At 59.2% G+C, this 15,724-nt stretch carries 11 protein-coding genes; 2 read left to right on the forward strand and 9 right to left on the reverse strand.

Features of this window, described 5'->3' with window-relative positions; genetic code table 11:
- The first annotated feature begins 205 nt into the window (after window positions 1-205).
- Window positions 206-997 (forward strand): ATP-binding cassette domain-containing protein, encoded by a 792-nt coding sequence (locus F3H98_RS03405; protein WP_149758230.1) that lies wholly within the window; start codon window positions 206-208, stop codon window positions 995-997.
- 20 nt (window positions 998-1,017) lie between these two features.
- Here F3H98_RS03405 and F3H98_RS03410 read toward each other — a convergent pair whose 3' ends face one another.
- From F3H98_RS03410 to F3H98_RS03435, 6 genes are all read right to left on the reverse strand, one after another.
- A complete protein-coding gene (locus F3H98_RS03410; protein ID WP_149758232.1) occupies window positions 1,018-2,922 on the reverse strand; it encodes a glycoside hydrolase family 127 protein in 1,905 nt (634 codons plus the stop codon).
- A gap of 24 nt (window positions 2,923-2,946) precedes the next feature.
- Complete coding sequence (locus F3H98_RS03415; protein ID WP_244621587.1) at window positions 2,947-4,014, reverse strand: LacI family DNA-binding transcriptional regulator; 1,068 nt, start codon at window positions 4,012-4,014, stop codon at window positions 2,947-2,949.
- Window positions 3,998-4,909, reverse strand: coding sequence for a carbohydrate ABC transporter permease (locus F3H98_RS03420; RefSeq protein WP_244621588.1), 912 nt, complete (start codon window positions 4,907-4,909; stop codon window positions 3,998-4,000). Before F3H98_RS03420 ends, F3H98_RS03415 begins: the two co-directional genes overlap by 17 nt.
- Window positions 4,906-5,781 carry a carbohydrate ABC transporter permease gene (locus tag F3H98_RS03425; protein WP_149758234.1) on the reverse strand — a complete coding sequence of 292 codons (876 nt, stop codon included), beginning with the start codon at window positions 5,779-5,781 and terminating at the stop codon, window positions 4,906-4,908. Before F3H98_RS03425 ends, F3H98_RS03420 begins: the two co-directional genes overlap by 4 nt.
- 104 nt (window positions 5,782-5,885) lie before the next feature.
- Window positions 5,886-7,139, reverse strand: a complete 1,254-nt coding sequence (locus tag F3H98_RS03430) for an ABC transporter substrate-binding protein (RefSeq protein WP_149758236.1) — start codon at window positions 7,137-7,139, stop codon at window positions 5,886-5,888.
- A 327-nt stretch (window positions 7,140-7,466) separates the two neighbouring features.
- Window positions 7,467-8,894, reverse strand: coding sequence for a hypothetical protein (locus F3H98_RS03435; RefSeq protein ID WP_149758238.1), 1,428 nt, complete (start codon window positions 8,892-8,894; stop codon window positions 7,467-7,469).
- Between the two features lie 864 nt (window positions 8,895-9,758).
- On the opposite strand from F3H98_RS03435, the gene F3H98_RS03440 reads away from it, so the two are divergent.
- Window positions 9,759-11,393 (forward strand): tetratricopeptide repeat protein, encoded by a 1,635-nt coding sequence (locus tag F3H98_RS03440; RefSeq protein ID WP_149758240.1) that lies wholly within the window; start codon window positions 9,759-9,761, stop codon window positions 11,391-11,393.
- Between the two features lie 118 nt (window positions 11,394-11,511).
- Here the strand turns inward: F3H98_RS03440 and gltS are convergent, their stop codons facing one another.
- The 3 genes from gltS to F3H98_RS03455 form a co-directional block, all read right to left on the reverse strand.
- Complete coding sequence (gene gltS / locus F3H98_RS03445; RefSeq protein ID WP_149758242.1) at window positions 11,512-12,741, reverse strand: sodium/glutamate symporter; 1,230 nt, start codon at window positions 12,739-12,741, stop codon at window positions 11,512-11,514.
- Between the two features lie 74 nt (window positions 12,742-12,815).
- Window positions 12,816-14,423 (reverse strand): bifunctional aspartate transaminase/aspartate 4-decarboxylase, encoded by a 1,608-nt coding sequence (locus tag F3H98_RS03450; RefSeq protein ID WP_149758245.1) that lies wholly within the window; start codon window positions 14,421-14,423, stop codon window positions 12,816-12,818.
- A 78-nt stretch (window positions 14,424-14,501) separates the two neighbouring features.
- A complete protein-coding gene (locus tag F3H98_RS03455; RefSeq protein ID WP_149758247.1) occupies window positions 14,502-15,686 on the reverse strand; it encodes a porin in 1,185 nt (394 codons plus the stop codon).
- Between the last annotated feature and the right edge of the window lie 38 nt (window positions 15,687-15,724).

Here is a 15,724-nt window from a genome sequence, read left to right on the forward strand (position 1 = left end):
TTGTCTTTGCTCATCCGTCCCATACCGTCTAACTTCGCGAAATCGTCCACGCTGCAACGCCCCCAACCATCTCTCGAACTGGTATCTTCGCCGGAACGATTCTTGCCGACGGACAATATGTTGACTATTGGAGTCATGTTTCTTAGTCAACCCGAACGGCGTGTGTCATCCACTGGCGCCGCCATGGGTTAAAGGGATAAGCTTTGTGACTTCAGCTGACGATCAGAACGCCTTCAGCATCAGCGAACTGAGCTTCACGACGGGCGAGCGAACGCTGCTTGGCCCTATCTCGCTCCAACTGGAGCGCGGACGGGTCTACGGCCTGATCGGCCACAACGGTTCCGGCAAGACGACGCTTGTCAAGCTTCTGGCCAGACAGCAGTCGCCAAGCTCAGGGACCATAACCTTCTCTGGCCGACCGCTACCGGCCTGGCGTCCACGCGAACTCGCCCGGGTACTTGCCTACCTTCCGCAGGCCACCCCGGCGGCAACCGGCCTGACCGTTCGCGAACTGGCAGCACTCGGCCGTTATCCCTGGCATGGTGCTCTTGGACGTTTCGGGCCCGAGGACCACCGCCATGTCGACGAAGCACTCACCCTCACCGACATGACAAGCTTCAGCGACCGTCTTGTCGATGAATTGTCCGGCGGCGAACGCCAGCGGGCATGGATCGCCATGCTGGTGGCGCAGGACGCCAGCGTGATGCTTCTCGATGAGCCGACGTCAGCGCTGGACATCGCCCATCAAGAAGAAGTGCTGGGACTGGTGCAGGAACTCAGCCGCAAGCGCGGGCTGTGCGTGATCATAGTGCTGCATGACCCCAACATGGCGGCGCGGCATTGCGATGAACTGATCGCACTGAAGGAGGGAAAGCTCCTGACCCGCGGGACGCCGCACGAGATGATGAACGGCGACGTACTGAAAGGCATTTTTGGTGTGGAAATGGGCGTGTTCTTCCACCCGGAAACGGGCCAGCCGATCGGCTACGTTCAGTAGACAAACTTTGCGTTTGCGCGTTACGCCTCACAGATCCACACCTGCATGGAACAACCGCCGCGATTGTTCCAAAGATAGTACGGCAGTGCCGTCAGTTCGCTCTCGATCCTCGCCGGGGGGGTGGTTCTGTAGAGATTGTTCGCCCAGTCTTTCGCCTCGACGCGCTCGGCAGAAGCAGTCAGCGTAACGATCCCATCGAAAAGATCCCCCCGGCTCTTCACGGCGACCTCCGCGTTGCGCGGCAGTTGCAGCTGCTGCACGCGGCCGCCCGGATTGTCGACCTCCTCCACGCAGTAGACGAGCGGACCTCGCTTGAGGGCAACGCGACCGACATTCTCCTTCACCGCGGGATGCGCGTAGACTCGCTCAGCCGGCATGGGAAGGTCGAGCTCGATACTATCGCCGGCGCGCCAGGATCGTGTGATGCTTAGATAGCCGTTCGTGACAGCCGCCTTCACATCGACAGGCTCTCCATTGATGCTGGCCGAGACACCCTTCGCCCAGCCCGGGACGCGAAGCTTGACCGTGAATTCGGTGGGGCTTTCCGGACCGATTTCGATCTTGACCGATCCGGAGAAAGGATAGGCGCTGGTTTCGCGTAGAAACACTTTAGTGCCGGCAGCTGTGACCGTCGTCGATATGCCCCCGTAGAGATGAAACGCAACTGTGTCGTTGCTGGCGGAAACGAAATAACCTCCAACCGAAGCGATCAGGCGCGACGCATTCATGGTGCAGCAGGGACAGGTGTGCCAGGCCCAGCGGCTGTGGCGGCCGTCGCTGTCGAGCGGATTGGAATAGAAGTAGTGCTCGCCGTCACGCGACAACCCGGTCAGCGCGCCGTTGAACAGGGCCTGCTCCATGACATCGGCGTAGCGACCGTCGAGGTCGAGATGCAGCATGCGCTGGGCCCAGAAGATAAGGGCGACAGACGCACAGGTTTCTGCGTAGGCGGTGTCGTTAGGCAGGTCGTAGTCTTCGGTGAAACCTTCATTCGCCGCGGCAGGGCCGAGACCCGAGGTGATGTAGATCTTCGAACTGATGACGTCGGACCAGAGCACCTCGCAGGTGCGCTTCAGGCTTTTGTCATCGAGCTCGGCGGCCAGGTCAGCCATAGCGGAGAACATGTACATCGCCCTCACCGCGTGGCCGACGACCTTGGTCTGCTCGCGCACCGGTTTGTGCGACTGGTTGTACTCGTAGCTCTTGGCCCAAAAATCCTTGGGTTTCTCGCCGCGCGCGATTGCCTCCTGGTCGAAGTAATGCGGCTGACTCCCGCGTTCGTTGATGAAATAGGCGGCGAGGTCGAGATGCTTCCTCGCTCCCGTTAGGCGGTAGAGCTTGACCAGCGCCAGTTCGATTTCCTGGTGGCCGCAATAGCCACGCTTCTGACCGGGATTCGGGCCGAACGTCTCGCGCACATGCTCGACATAGCGCTCAAGGATGTCGAGCAGCCGGCGCCGGCCGGTGGCAAGGAAGTAGGCGATGGCGCCTTCCAGCAGGTGGCCAAGGTTGTAGAGCTCATGATTGTCGCGCAGGTTGGTCCAGCGCTTGTCCGGTTCGCGCTGCAGATACCAGCAGTTGAGATATCCGTCCGGCGCCTGGGCTTTTTCCAGATCGTCGATGATCGCCTCTATCTTCGCCTCGACGTCGGCGTCCCGGCGATGGGAGAGTGCATAGGACGCCGCCTCGATCCACTTGCCGACGTCGGAATCCCAGAAAACCTGGACGGTGAAATTGTGCTGATTGCGGGGGAAACGCAAAGGCGGCGGCGGTTCCGGCAATGTCAGCGATTCCAGTATGCCGTGCTTGCCTAACTGGACATGCTGGCTGGGAATCGTGTGCGTCAGAACCGTTTCCAGCCGCTCGCGCCAAAACTGTCCCTCCAGCGCCACATCCACGAAGCGAACGGGCTTCAACTCATTCATGCGAACGCCTCCGTTGAAACAGCGTCATGACGATTCCCGGACAACCAGCGAGCAGGGACGGCGCTTGACGCCGCTGTTCGCCCCGCCGGCGATCATGTCGAGGAGACTGTCACCCGCCTCGCGGCCCAGCGCCTTCAGGTTCATGTCGATGCTTGTCAGCGGCGGTCGCGCTGCCAGCGTCATGACATCCCAGTTATCAAAACCGACAATGGCGACATCGCCCGGCACGCTGACACCCTTTTCGCGCAGCGCGTCGAGCGCGCCGCGCGCGATCTGGTCGTTGCCGCAGAAGATGGCGTCCGGCCGTTCTCGCCTCGAGAACAGTTTTGCGACCGCTTCGCGCCCCCACGCCTCCGACCACACACCAGACAGATAGAAACCATCGATTTCCGGCAGGCCGGCCTCGGCCAGAGCGGCTCGGTAGCCGGTCTTGCGCAGCCTGACGGCCTCGAAATGCTCCGGCCCAGTGACGTGTGCGATATGCTTGCGGCCGCGCGCGGCGAGATGGGCGACTGCGAGCACTGCACCCCCTTCATCATCCGGCAGCAGAGAAAGTGCACCGGGATCGTCAGCCTGGGAGAAGACGTAGACCACCGGCAGGCCATGGGCCAATGGCCCAATGGGCGGACGCTTGTCGGCGCGACGGGCGGTCACCACCAGTCCGTCGATGCGCTTGCCAAGCAGTTGGTCGAGGTGCTGACGCTCGCGTGCCGGATCATCGGTCGCGTTGCACATGAACACCGCGATGCCCTCCTCCGCCAACCGTTCCTCGAGAGCCTCGACGATCGGAAAAGTGAACCGTCCGAAACTGTCATTCGAGATGATGCCGATCGTGCGCGACTTCGCGCGATGAAGGCTCTGCGCCAAATCATTGGGACGGTAACCGATCTCGCGCGCGACCCGGAGCACGTTTTCCCGAGTCTCTTTGCTCAGCCGTCCTCCGGCGTTGAGCGCCTTCGACGCTGTGCCGATCGAGACGTTGGCAAGACGAGCGACATCGCGAATGGTTGGCGGGCCGGCAACCGCGAGGCGCTGAGACGGCGAGTCCGACGGTGTTGCGGCATCGTCCTGCATGTTATTTGACCGCGCCATTGAGGAAGCCGGCCATGTAGTATTTTTGCAGTAGCAGGTAGAAAGCCATGCAAGGGATGATCGAGATGGTGATGCCGGCCTGGAGCATCCCCCAATCGGTGCCGCCGATGCTTGTCTGCTGTCGCGCCGCAGCAAGAATGAGCGGCAAGGTGAAGGAAGAATCCTTGTTCATGATCACCAACGCCGCCAGCAACTCGTTCCACGACGTGATGAAGGCAAAAAGCGAGACGGTGATCATAGCGGGCACGACAGCCGGCAGGCAGATTTGCGTGAGGACTTGAAAACTGTTGCAGCCATCCATAATTGCCGCCTCCTCCAGTTCGCGCGGCACTGCCTCGAAGGCGTTGCGCATGACGTAGATGCTGAACGGCAACTGAATCGCGGTATGGACGATCGCCAGGCCGACGAGGGAATTGTGCAGGTTCAACTGCACGAACAGGAAGAACAGCGGCGTCAGCAGTGCCTGGTAGGGTACGATAAGCCCGAGCAGGAGGAAGACGAACAGCATCTCCTTGCCCGCAATCCGGAATTTGGCCAACCCGTAGCCCGCCGGCACGGTCAGAACGAGGCAGAAAAGGATCGTGAGAAGTGCGGCGCCGAAACTGTTGGAGAAATAGGTCGGCAGGCCGGCCTGGTAATTCCAGAGCCGCTCATAGGAATCGAGACTAAGCGCATGCGGAAAGTAGGTCGGCGGTACGGCGGCGGCCTCCTGGGTCGATTTCAGCGACGCGAGCACCGACGCGACCAGCGGCAGCAGCATGATCGTCGACAGCGCCACGCAGGCAGCCGAGATCAGATATTTGAGACGCCCCTTCAACAGGCTTGCAGCCAGTCTTGGCCCTGCGGTTTCAGGGGCGTAAGCACGTGTCATGGCGGCGCCAGAGGAAGCGCTCATGCGTGACTCCGTCGGCTGAGCAGCATCTGCAACATGGTGCAAACGAGAATAATTCCGGCCAAGATCAGAGATAGTGCCGCGCCGTAGCCGAGTTTCAGGTACGGGAACGAATTCAGGTAGATCAGGAAGACTGAGGTCGCTGTCATGTTGCGCGGTTGGCCGGCCGTCATGATGTAGAACTGGTCGAAGGCCAACAGCGAACCGATCACACTGACCAGTGTGACCAGTAGGATCGTTTTCGCAGTCAGTGGCAGCGTGATCAGCCTTACACGCTGCCAGTAGCTGGCGCCGTCCACCATGGCGGCCTCGCCGATTTCACTTGGAACGGCGTGGATGGCGGCGACGAAAAGAATGGTCCCGAAGCCGACCACCTTCCAGACGATCGAGACGATCACCGCCCACATCGACAGATCGGCGTCGGCTCCGAACCAGACGACCGGTTTCGCGATCAGGCCGATATCCATCAGGATCCGGTTGATCAGCCCGAAATCATAGCTGAACAGCCAGTACCAGAGCAGGCTCGAGGCCCCGAGTCCGATCACCACCGGCGCAAAGACTACGCCACGGGTAAACTGCCTCAGGGGTCGGTTCTCGACCGTAAGAAGCGCGATCAGGTAGCCGAGGATCATCAGGATCGGCGTGATCAGCGCGGTGTATTTCAAGGTGAATTCGAGCGACATCCAGAACTGCGGATCATTCCAAGCCTTGATGAAATTACCCGCGCCGACATACTTCTTGGCCGCTATCAGCGACCAGTTGTGAAGCGACATCCACACCATCTGGACAAGCGGATAGGCCGTGAACACCAGGACGAAGGCGAGCGCCGGCGCGACGTAGAGCAATCCGACATATCTGCTGGTGCCTGTGTGCATCGAACCTTGTGTTGACTGGAAACGGCCGGCCGCGCCGGCCCCCTTTCGAATTCGGGTTCAGGCCGCAGCGCCGATCCTTCGGTGCCGCGGCCCTCCCCTGAAGTCTATTCGGCCGCGATCGCCTTCATCTGCGCCTTGGCCTCCGAAATGATCGTATCGATATCCGTATCCTCGTAGTAGGCCCGCTGCAGCATCTGCAGCCACGGACCTTGCGGCGAGTTGATCAGTTCGAAGAATTTCAGCGTGTAGGGCGTCTTGGCCACTGCAATCGCCCTGGCGACGTCCTGCACCTTCGGCTCGGCCTGAAAGTATTTGTTTTCCGCCATGTCCCCGCGCGTCGTCATGTTCAGCATCTTGGCGTAGACCTCGACCTGGGTCTCGTCCGAGAGCAGGAACTTCATGAAGTCGATGGCGTCGTCGACGCGCTTCGACCCGTTCGGGATTGTGACGATGTCGCCGCCCGCAAAAGATGACACTTCACCGGCTTTCACACCCGGAAGGAGCGCGATGCCGAAATCCATGTTCGGGTTCTGCTCCTTGGCCAGCGTGATGTTGAAGTTGCCGGTGCCCATCATGCCGATCTTGCCGGAACCGAAGCGAAGGTGGAACGTCTCGCCGGTTTCGGCGCGCGCATCTTCGTGGACATTGCCCGCCTTTATCATGTCGCGGGTCCACTGCAGCACCTCCTTGACGCCATCGCCTGTCAGCGGCTCGTCATTGGCGTCCTTTGGTTCGATCGTGGCGCCCGACGCCCACATCAGTGGACCGACGGTGAAGATGTTGCACCCGGCGCAGTTGCCAGGCAGGAAGTAGCCCTTCACGTCGCCGCCAAGTGCGGTGATCTTGTCCGCATATTCGCGAATTTCCGCGAGGCTGGTTGGCGGTTTTTCCGGATCGAGCCCGGCCTTGCGGAACAGGTCCTTGTTGTAGAACAGCGCCGAGACGTCGGCGTAAAGTGGCACGCCATAAAGCTTGCCCTCATAGGTCGAGACAGCCATATGGCCCGGGCTCGCAGTCTTCAGCTCCGGCCAATCCTTGATCTTGTCGGTGATGTCGATCAACTGGCCGGCGGCCTCGAACTGCGGACCGTAGATGAGGTCCATGCCCATCAGGTCCGGAACGTCGCCGCTGGCGATCGCCTGCGCAATCTTCGGCACCATTTCGGTATGGGGAATGTAGGTCAGGTTGATCTTACGGTCTGGGTTCTTGACGTTCCACGCGGCTACCAGCGCATCGACCATGCCGGCATTGCCTCCGCTCCGCTCCCACATCTGCAGGTCGTCCGCGAGAACCGGCAACGTCACCAGCGCCAGCAGCCCGCCAACGGCCGAGACGCGCAATCTCTTCAGCAAGCTCATAGATTCCTCCCTGTCGCGAGCCAGCATCTTTTTCTTGGGAAAAGCTTTTCCTTCCTTCCCGATGCAAAGCCGATTCAGATCTACCAGTTCTTCTGGGAAAAGCTTTTCGCACTCATAAACTGCGCACAATTCGTGGCGATTTGCAACCTGCCAGGAGCAAAACCGGGAGGCTCTTTTAGCCGACCTGGTCAACATGGCAGCAAAGCTCGGCATAGCGCACTAGCTGTCGCGAAGTGCACGGCTCGTAGCGACATCTGGCCATGCAAAAGCAAGTCGCAAGCTTCGTCTTGCGGCAGCCGCCGCTTCGGCGGCGCTATCTTGCCCGGCCTATCCGTTGGAGGCCGTTCGGTCCCAGGTGAGCTTGGCGAGCAGTGCCGTAAGGCGGTCGAATTTCTTCCTTGAATTCGGGAAATCCGACTGGGTGACGGGAAACTGAATTCCGCACCCTACGAATTCGTTGACGCGTTCCACCAATTCGTCGACGGAGGAAACTCCCGCCAACGCCAGTTCTTTCTCGGTGGCTCTGTAACGTGCAATCCTGGAGTAGTCGGGCGGTTGCGCAGGCGATCTTCTTCGGGACGGTGGTGTTTTGGGTTGCTGCAACGGATACACGGGAACGAGGCCGATACGTACCGTACGGCCGGGAGGCAGCGGCCTCTGTTCGGCCGACAACTCTTCGGTCTTCTGAGGTTCGGATTCGCTTTCCGTGGCTTCAAAAGGTTCGCATGGCGGTGTGTCCTGTTCCCCGAGGCCGGGCGACCATAGGCCGTATGCGATCGCCCGGCGCAAATCCCGATGGAACCGCTCGACGGCGGAAGGGGTGAGTTTTGCCGAAGGACCAAAAGAACCACGCATTGCTTTGGATGCGGTGACGTATCCGAGCGCGTCTCCGGATCCACACGCATCCCAGAACGATTGTGGAGAATGGCCGCTGTTTGCCTCGAAGGCCGCAATCGTTTCCCTGACGGACGCCCGATGTTCGGCCAGCGCGTCGACCAGTTCTAGACCCAGGCAATCAAGCGCTTCGGACGTGGACGAGAGCATCGCGATATAGCGGCCGAGATGAACCTCGAACCGTTGCTCCAAGCGATGGACAGTGAGCCAAAAGGCCATGTTGACGGCCCGGCACGCCGCCGCAATGTAGGTCTGTTCCGTCCGGTCGATATCCCCCTGGCGGTTCCAGCGGGACAGGCTTCCTTCAAACAGCCAATGCACATTCCTGATGAGAAGCACTTCGTCACGCGAACGCTGCGTTGCATCGCCGGATTGTAGCGGGATGTCCCGCCATTCGGGCGCATGCTCCCATCTTCCGGACTCGCTGAGACACTCGGGACTGAAACGGACGCTTAGATTACCCGCTTTTGTGGTTGCGTTCAGCAGGATGCGGTGCCTGCCCCCCTGCCCGTCTTTCCAGCGTTCGAAGTTGGTATGAGCCAGTTGATCGTCGAAAATGCTGTCGGCAGGCTTGCGGTCGCCGCGGACGATTTCCTCAATCTCGTGCGACAAGGCTGCGAGAGGATCGTAGTTGCTTACCCAGGATCGTTTTTCCCTCGAGCTTTCATCAAGCAGCGAGTACAGGTCAGCCAGGGTTTCGGTGATCAGGCCGCAAGGAAAATCGTCGTGGATCGATCGGAATCTGCCCTTGGCGTTGATCTTGCTGAGCTGTTCGATGAAAGGGTTGGAGCGGTGGTCAGGCCAAGAGTCGCCGATGCCGCCTTTTTGTTTTCTGATCCGGTTTTGGGCCAATGTAGTCATGTGACCGACAGTGGGTGCCTTCTATACCTTCACACAGAGTCGGATTTGATGGTTAATTTTAAGTAAAGGCGCCAGCCTATGAAGGATGTTTGCAGATATATAACAGGCGACCGTTGCCAGTCGGGAGCCGGTTCGCCTCTTGCTCTTTCCCGCGAATGTTAGCGTGAAAGCAAAGGTCGAGCGAACCGCCAGCGTTGGTGACGAGTTTTTTCGGTCGCCGATAGCACACCGCTTCGGAAATTTTGGGTACCGGCAACGATCAACGAACCGATTGATTCGTGACACGTTTCGATCGGCGGGCATGACAAATACTTGCCGGGACGTGCTGGCAGACTGAAGAACGCGGGTTCCGCAGCGCAATTGACGCCTACTCCAACGAGGCGGTACCCCCGCTACGCGGTACCCGCGCCAGGGCAAGCCAATGGCATTTCCACGTGTGATCCGTCCATGTTTCTAACAAACGTCGACCTCGTGGCCGCCTTCTCGCAGCCGGCCATGGAGCCTATCAGCGATCTCACCTTCGAGTTGCTTTATCAGCAGAGCATACTCCTCAACCTCGGGGCGCGGTTCCCCGGCGGACTGGAACCAGGCGTGACTCGAACATGCAGCAAAGTAGTCTTCGCAAAGTTCGCGGAAAGTCTTGTCCTGAAGGACGAGTCGGCGAATAAGCGCTCCGTATTCCGGAAAGCGTTCTATCACTTTGTCCAGGTCAAGACGTTTCGACACGGCCTTCGAAAGTTTTCCAATGGTAGCCCTTAATCTTAGGGCGCGAAGTATTTCGCGAGAAGGTAATTTACGGTTTGTTCCTATTTCAGCGAGTGATAAAGTGCGGCGGGCCGTCGGGGGGCAGCTCAGGGGGTAGCGGTGTCGCACCAGGTGATGGGATTCCCGGCCGACGTGGTGCGAGACACCGTTCACCACATTCTGTCGTCGCCTGATTTTGGTGCGACAGAGCGGATTCGCAACTTCCTGAAATACATCATTGAAGAGACACTGGAGGGCCGCGCGGAGCGTATAAAGGCCTACACCATCGCGACATCAGTCTTCGGGCGGGACAAGAATTTCGACCCCCAGGTCGATTCGATTGTGAGGATTGAGGCGGGCCGCCTTCGACGCACGCTCGAACGTTATTATTTGACCGGCGGACGCGATGACGAGATCCAGATCCGCATCCCCGTAGGGTCCTATGTGCCTGTCATCATCGGCCGCGAAACCAGTGGGGTCGAGCCTGTGCCTGCCAACGCTGACGCTTCGCAAGCGCGCTTCCACAGAGGTCCAGCCATCCTGGTGGAGCCGTTCGAACAGGAAGGGGCCAGCGCTACTCATCCGCACTTCGCCGCCGGCCTGACGCAGTCCCTCGTGGTGCGACTCACGCGCTTCACCGGCCTGCGGGTTTATTTTACCAGCTCGCAACCTGAGACGCCTTCAGGCGATCAGCGAGCGACAGCACCAGTACCAGATTATGTGTTGCGCGGTGTCGTGTCGCTCTCTGCGGACCACCTGAGTGTCGACATCGTGCTCCTGAAAGCACGGTCGGGGCGCACGGTATGGGCCGACAGTTTCGATTCCGCTTTGCTCCCCGTCGATTTCTTCTCGTTGAGGGATGAGATCGCGAACCGCGTCGCACAGATCATCGCGCAGCCTTACGGGATAATCTTTACCGATACGGCCAAGGACAGCGATGGCGACCCGCCATCCATGCTGTCAAGCTACAGTTGCGTTCTCTCCTTCTACAAATACTGGAAGACGTTCGATCGGGAAATGATCGCACCGACGCGCGATTGCCTGGAACGCACCATCCGTGTTGACCCAAACTATGCGGAGGCCTTTGCCTGCTTGTCCCTGCTATATTCCAACGCGCATCGTTTCGGTCATTCCCTCGGGCCACTTACCTTTGACCTGCGAGAGCGCGCGCTGGAACTGGCCAACCGCGCGATCGAACTCGCTCCGAATTCAGCCTGGAGCCATTATGCACGCTCGGTCGCGCACTGGTTCGCCAATGACGTCGCCACCAGCATCCGAGCCCTGGAGACCGGCAGGCAGCTCAATCCCAACGATACCACCATCCTTGCTGAACTTGGCCAGCGCTACGCCTTCCTGATGCAGTGGGACAAAGCGGTTCCCTTGCTCGAAACAGCCTTCGACCGCAACCCGGCACAGCCGACGGGCTATCGCATCGGCATGTTCCTTTACCACCTTGCGCATGGACGGTACCAGGAGGCGCTCCATGAAGGTCGCCGCGTGCTTGCGCCCAGCGTCCTTTATGGCCACGTCGCGATTGCCATCGCGGCAGCCGAGCTTGGTCGCAAACAGGAAGCTGTTGAAGCGGTGCGTCGCATCCTTGAAATTGATCCGGCGTATGGTGATCGTGTCGTTCGTGATCTCGAAAGTCGCAATCTGCACGGCGATCTGATCACGCTGGTTATCCAAGGTCTGCGCAAGGCGGGACTGCGCGGCAGCGAGGTCGAAGCGCTTCCTGGCGCTCACGTATCAGCATAAGTCGCCGATGACAGCAACGCGATAGGCTGCGCACTACGAGCCGGGGACATAGGTAGGCTCACGGTCGAACGTGGCTCAGCGCGCGGGGGCGCGAGCCTCGCGACCCCAAACGTGACATTCAGATATTCGCCGCCCGAATGGCTGACGCCAGATAGGGAAACATCAAGAATGCTTTGGTCACAACGGCATTGGCGAGATCAACGAAGAAAGCACCGGCGAGCGTGACCAGCAGGAAAGCCTTCGGCGCAGGACCGAACTTCTTGACGATCTCATCCATTGTCGCCATCGCAACGGGCATGGAGGAAACCCCGAAGCCAAGAAAGCCGCCTACCGAAACGGCCGCGTCGTAGTCGCGGCCAAGAAGCCGAAAAAGCACGAAATAGCCGATTGCGAGCGCCAGGGTCAGTTGCAGAGCCAGATTGATAGCGAGCGGGGCGAGAACTGCCGCAACGGCGGAGAGCTTCACGCTCATGAGGCTGATGACGAGAAAAAGATTCAAGGCGATGTCACCAGCCTTCTGGACCAGCAGATCATCAACGCGGAAGCGAAGCGCATCGGCGACGTTGGCGAGTGCGACGCCGACGAGCATCGCAGTCAGGAAGCCTGGCATTATCAAACCGTTTGCTCGTGCCCAGTCGTTCAGCTTGTCACCAACCAGGACTACAATCGAGAGCAAGAGAAGTGTCCAGAAAAGGGGCTCAAGACCGAAATCTGCAGCAGAGTTGGATCTCTCGGGCGGGGCTGGCGCAGGACCATCCTTCCTGGTCGAGCCAGGCTGCAAACCGTGCCGTTGAACCAACCAGCCTGTAAATGGCCCGGCAATTAGAGCTCCGCTGATTACGGCGAGGGTCGCCGCGCCGACACCGACGACCTGTGCGTTGCCGATACCGACAGCCTCCGCCTCTCTTGCCCACGCCAGAGCTGTTCCCAATCCACCGATGAAAGACAGCCCGCCGGCCAGCAATCCGTAGATTGGATTGGCCCCCCACGCTGTGGCGACGGCAACACCCACCAGGTTCTGCAGGACGATGAGCAGCACCGTCACTGCACACAATATGACCAGGGGCCTGCCACCGGCGCGCAACTGGCTGAGCTTTGCTCCCAGACCGATTGTCGCGAAGAAAACCAGCAGCATGACGTCGCGAAGGCGAGTCGCAAACGCGGTGTCGATTTTAAAGAAACTGCTCAAGATCAAGACGATTATGGCGACAATGGCTGCGCCAACGACCGCGTTAGGCACAGCGACCCGTTTGAGCAATTGAACGCGCCGGCGCAGAGACGTTCCGGCGAGTAGAGCAATCAACCCTACTATCAACGTCTCTAGTTCCGAGAGCTCAATCTGAACCATACATCAGCGCCCCGAGCGAGATCTCGCGCCCATGTGCGGATTGGCGCGTTGGCGGGGCTACGGCGAATTCATCTTCACTTCCCATGTTTCAATGCGTTGAATGTATCGACGTAACCGCGTCCGACTGCACGAACCGCCCGCCCGATGTCGTCATAAACGTCGTCTGGCAGATTGGCGAAGGAGACCCGCACGCTCCAGTTGGGGGCATCGAATCCACCGCCATTGAGCAACACGATCGAGTGGTCCTCGGCCAGGCGATAGACCAAATCCAGCGGGTGGACATTCTTCTTCAGCCACGCGACCATTTCCTCGCCCTGGTATTTTCGCAGCCAGAACTCGAAATCGAGCGTTCCATAGTAGCCGGCGAAATTCGCATTCGGCTGGACATCCAGAGGCAGGCCCTCCAGGAGGCTGTCCACCCGGCGCTTGCAGATATCCATGCAGGCTTTCTGGTAGACCTTTTCCGTATCCATCAATTCGCTCAAGGAGAACATGGTCATCATCACCTGCTGCGGCAGCGAGAGTCCGGCAGTGTGATTGAGCGCGACGTCCCGGCTGTCGGCCACGATCCGGTCGATCATCTTGAGCTTCCGCGGTTCGAGCGTGATCGCGATATAGCGCTTGTCGAGCGCCTCTAGCTCTTTGGCGGGTAGCTTGGCGATCAAGTCGTCAAGAATGTTCTTCTCGTTGATGGCAATGACGCCAAGGCGCCATCCGGTGCAGCCAAAATACTTCGAGTAGGAATAGACGCCGATCGTGTTGTACGGCAACTCCACCATCAGTGAGCGGAAATTCGGAACGAATGTCCCGTAGACATCGTCGGTAAGCAGAATGAGGTCCGGTCGCTTTGTCTTCACCAGATCGACGATCTTCTTCATCGTCGCGGTATCGATGGCCATCGACGTCGGATTGCCGGGGTTCACGACGAAGAATGCCTTGACCTTGGGATCTTCTAGCTTCTTCAATTCCTCGTCGGTGTACTGAAAACGGTTCTCCTGCGGGGCCCTGACATGAACCGCCTTGAAGGCATAGTCTTCGAGTTCAGCAATCTCGATATATGGTGTGAAGATCGGTGTGCCCATCGCGATCGTGTCGCCCTTCTTGAGGATGCGGTTCGCGATCAGCGACTTGAAAATGTAACACATGGCGGCGGTGCCACCCTCCACGGCGTAGAGGTCGAATTTTCCCGCTTTTGCGTCGCCGCCCATAGCCCACAGAAGGTATTCGTGGGCGACCTTCTCCGCATGAACCAGCATGCGGTCAGGAACTGGATAATTGTCGCCGATAATGGAATCGGTGAGTTCGTGCACGAATGCGTCGGCATCAAATCGCATCGCCTTGACGCCATGCTCCACCATCCTCGAAAGGAAGTCGACGCCTGGTGCGTCGGCGCGCTTTGCCAGCCAGCCTTCCAGGCGACCGACAATACCGTTCATCTGAGGCATTCCGGCAAGCCCCGCTTTCGGATCGTCCATGGTTCGACGGCTCTCGCTCAGAGCAAACTGGCCGAATAGGAAAAAGGCTTCCCGTGGAGCGGTGGCAATCCAATTGGGATTGCCGCGTCCAGCGTTGAGAAGAGCATGTGCTGATTTCTGGGCGCTCTGTTTGGCCAGCTTGATCAGCCCATCCTTGATCTCGAACGGGCTCATTTTCTCGTATTCGCGGTAGTCGACGATCGCCATGAGATTTCTCCTTCGAATCGAGTTGTGGCTCCTGGAAATGGGAACCTCGCGATATGCCGACGATCGACGCTCAGAGTGTCAGAACTTCACCCTGGCCCCTGCAAGAATGGCAAAACTGTCGTCAAAGTCCGGGGTGTCTTCGTCGTATGAATAGGACCGCGCGCCCAGGAAGAGCTCGGTCTGTAGGTAGTCCAGATTCTGAACGAATTGAGCACCGAACGAGGTACTGTCGCTCCCCACCGCCGCGACGTCCTCTCCAAAATAGGCGTCGACGGAAATAGCGGTTTTGCCGACATCAAAGAAATCGGTCTGGTAGCCCAGCTTGACATAGCCGTAGCGTCCGTCGGCGATGTCCTCGTCAGAGTAGGCCGCTGCCAGGGTAAGACTCAGGCCGGTCGGCTCATGCAGGAACGAAACCGACCCGTCGTAGAGGGAAACCCCATCGTCGGGTTGGGAAAAGGCCACCGCGCCCGACACCTTGAAATCGCCGATCGTGTTATCGTACCGGGCAGCGATGTCCCAAACAGTGACGTCCGTCGTTGTTGGAACCACCTGAGTTCCTACCGACGTGGCGAAGCTGAAGCCCGAGAATTTCGGGGTGTCATAGCGAACGCGCAGCTTGCGGCCAAGGCCATCGAAATTGCCGAATGCGTCCTCCACGTGGACGGATGAGAGATCGCCGTCCGCCAGGCGAAAGAACGGTCCCCCGGCCATGTCTGCAACCAGTGAATAGCCGACGACGGATGTCCCCGACAGATCCACCTCTGCTGAAGAGTCAGAAGCCATGCTCCCTTGGCCGAGCCATAGCTTCCCGAATGTCTCCGACTCCAGATACGCTTCCGCCTTGCGAAGCAGATCGGCTTCCCAGTCGAAGTCGTCCCGATTGAGTTGATTGACGTTGTTTGTCGAGTAAGGTGTCCATTCCCATTCGAGATTTCCACCGAGCGACAGATCCTCGTTAACGGTTCCGTAGAGCCTCAGGCCGATGCGCGACGACGAATTCCCGTTATCGACGGGAATGTATCCGAGCGTCGAACCGCCATCGTCGAAGACGAGCACCCCTTTGTTGATCTGCCCGTAGAGCTCGAGGTAGGCATCGTCGTCGCCAACACGCAGTTTGGGGATAAACGTCTTGCGGGGAGCGCTAGCCGCTTCAGTCGCTACATTCGGGCTCGCAGTCTCCTGTGCGGTGGCCGGCGCTTCGAGTGCTGACAAGGCAAACGGCAGCGTGATAGCTACGAGCCGGTGGCTATGGCGTCTCATGGCTTTCGCCTTTCACCTGGGGCGATCTGGGAACCCCA

The sequence above is a fragment of the Neomesorhizobium albiziae genome (assembly GCF_900114255.1).
In the GTDB taxonomy this organism is placed as follows: domain Bacteria; phylum Pseudomonadota; class Alphaproteobacteria; order Rhizobiales; family Rhizobiaceae; genus Neomesorhizobium; species Neomesorhizobium albiziae.

Coding starts and splice junctions, on each gene's coding strand:
- F3H98_RS03415 (WP_244621587.1), bottom strand. CDS start 4,014: ATGGCGCGGTCAAATAACATGCAGGACGATGCCGCAACACCGTCGGAC.
- F3H98_RS03420 (WP_244621588.1), bottom strand. CDS start 4,909: ATGAGCGCTTCCTCTGGCGCCGCCATGACACGTGCTTACGCCCCTGAA.
- F3H98_RS03425 (WP_149758234.1), bottom strand. CDS start 5,781: ATGCACACAGGCACCAGCAGATATGTCGGATTGCTCTACGTCGCGCCG.
- F3H98_RS03430 (WP_149758236.1), bottom strand. CDS start 7,139: ATGAGCTTGCTGAAGAGATTGCGCGTCTCGGCCGTTGGCGGGCTGCTG.
- F3H98_RS03450 (WP_149758245.1), bottom strand. CDS start 14,423: ATGGCGATCGTCGACTACCGCGAATACGAGAAAATGAGCCCGTTCGAG.
- gltS (WP_149758242.1), bottom strand. CDS start 12,741: ATGGTTCAGATTGAGCTCTCGGAACTAGAGACGTTGATAGTAGGGTTG.
- F3H98_RS03410 (WP_149758232.1), bottom strand. CDS start 2,922: ATGAATGAGTTGAAGCCCGTTCGCTTCGTGGATGTGGCGCTGGAGGGA.
- F3H98_RS03435 (WP_149758238.1), bottom strand. CDS start 8,894: ATGACTACATTGGCCCAAAACCGGATCAGAAAACAAAAAGGCGGCATC.
- F3H98_RS03455 (WP_149758247.1), bottom strand. CDS start 15,686: ATGAGACGCCATAGCCACCGGCTCGTAGCTATCACGCTGCCGTTTGCC.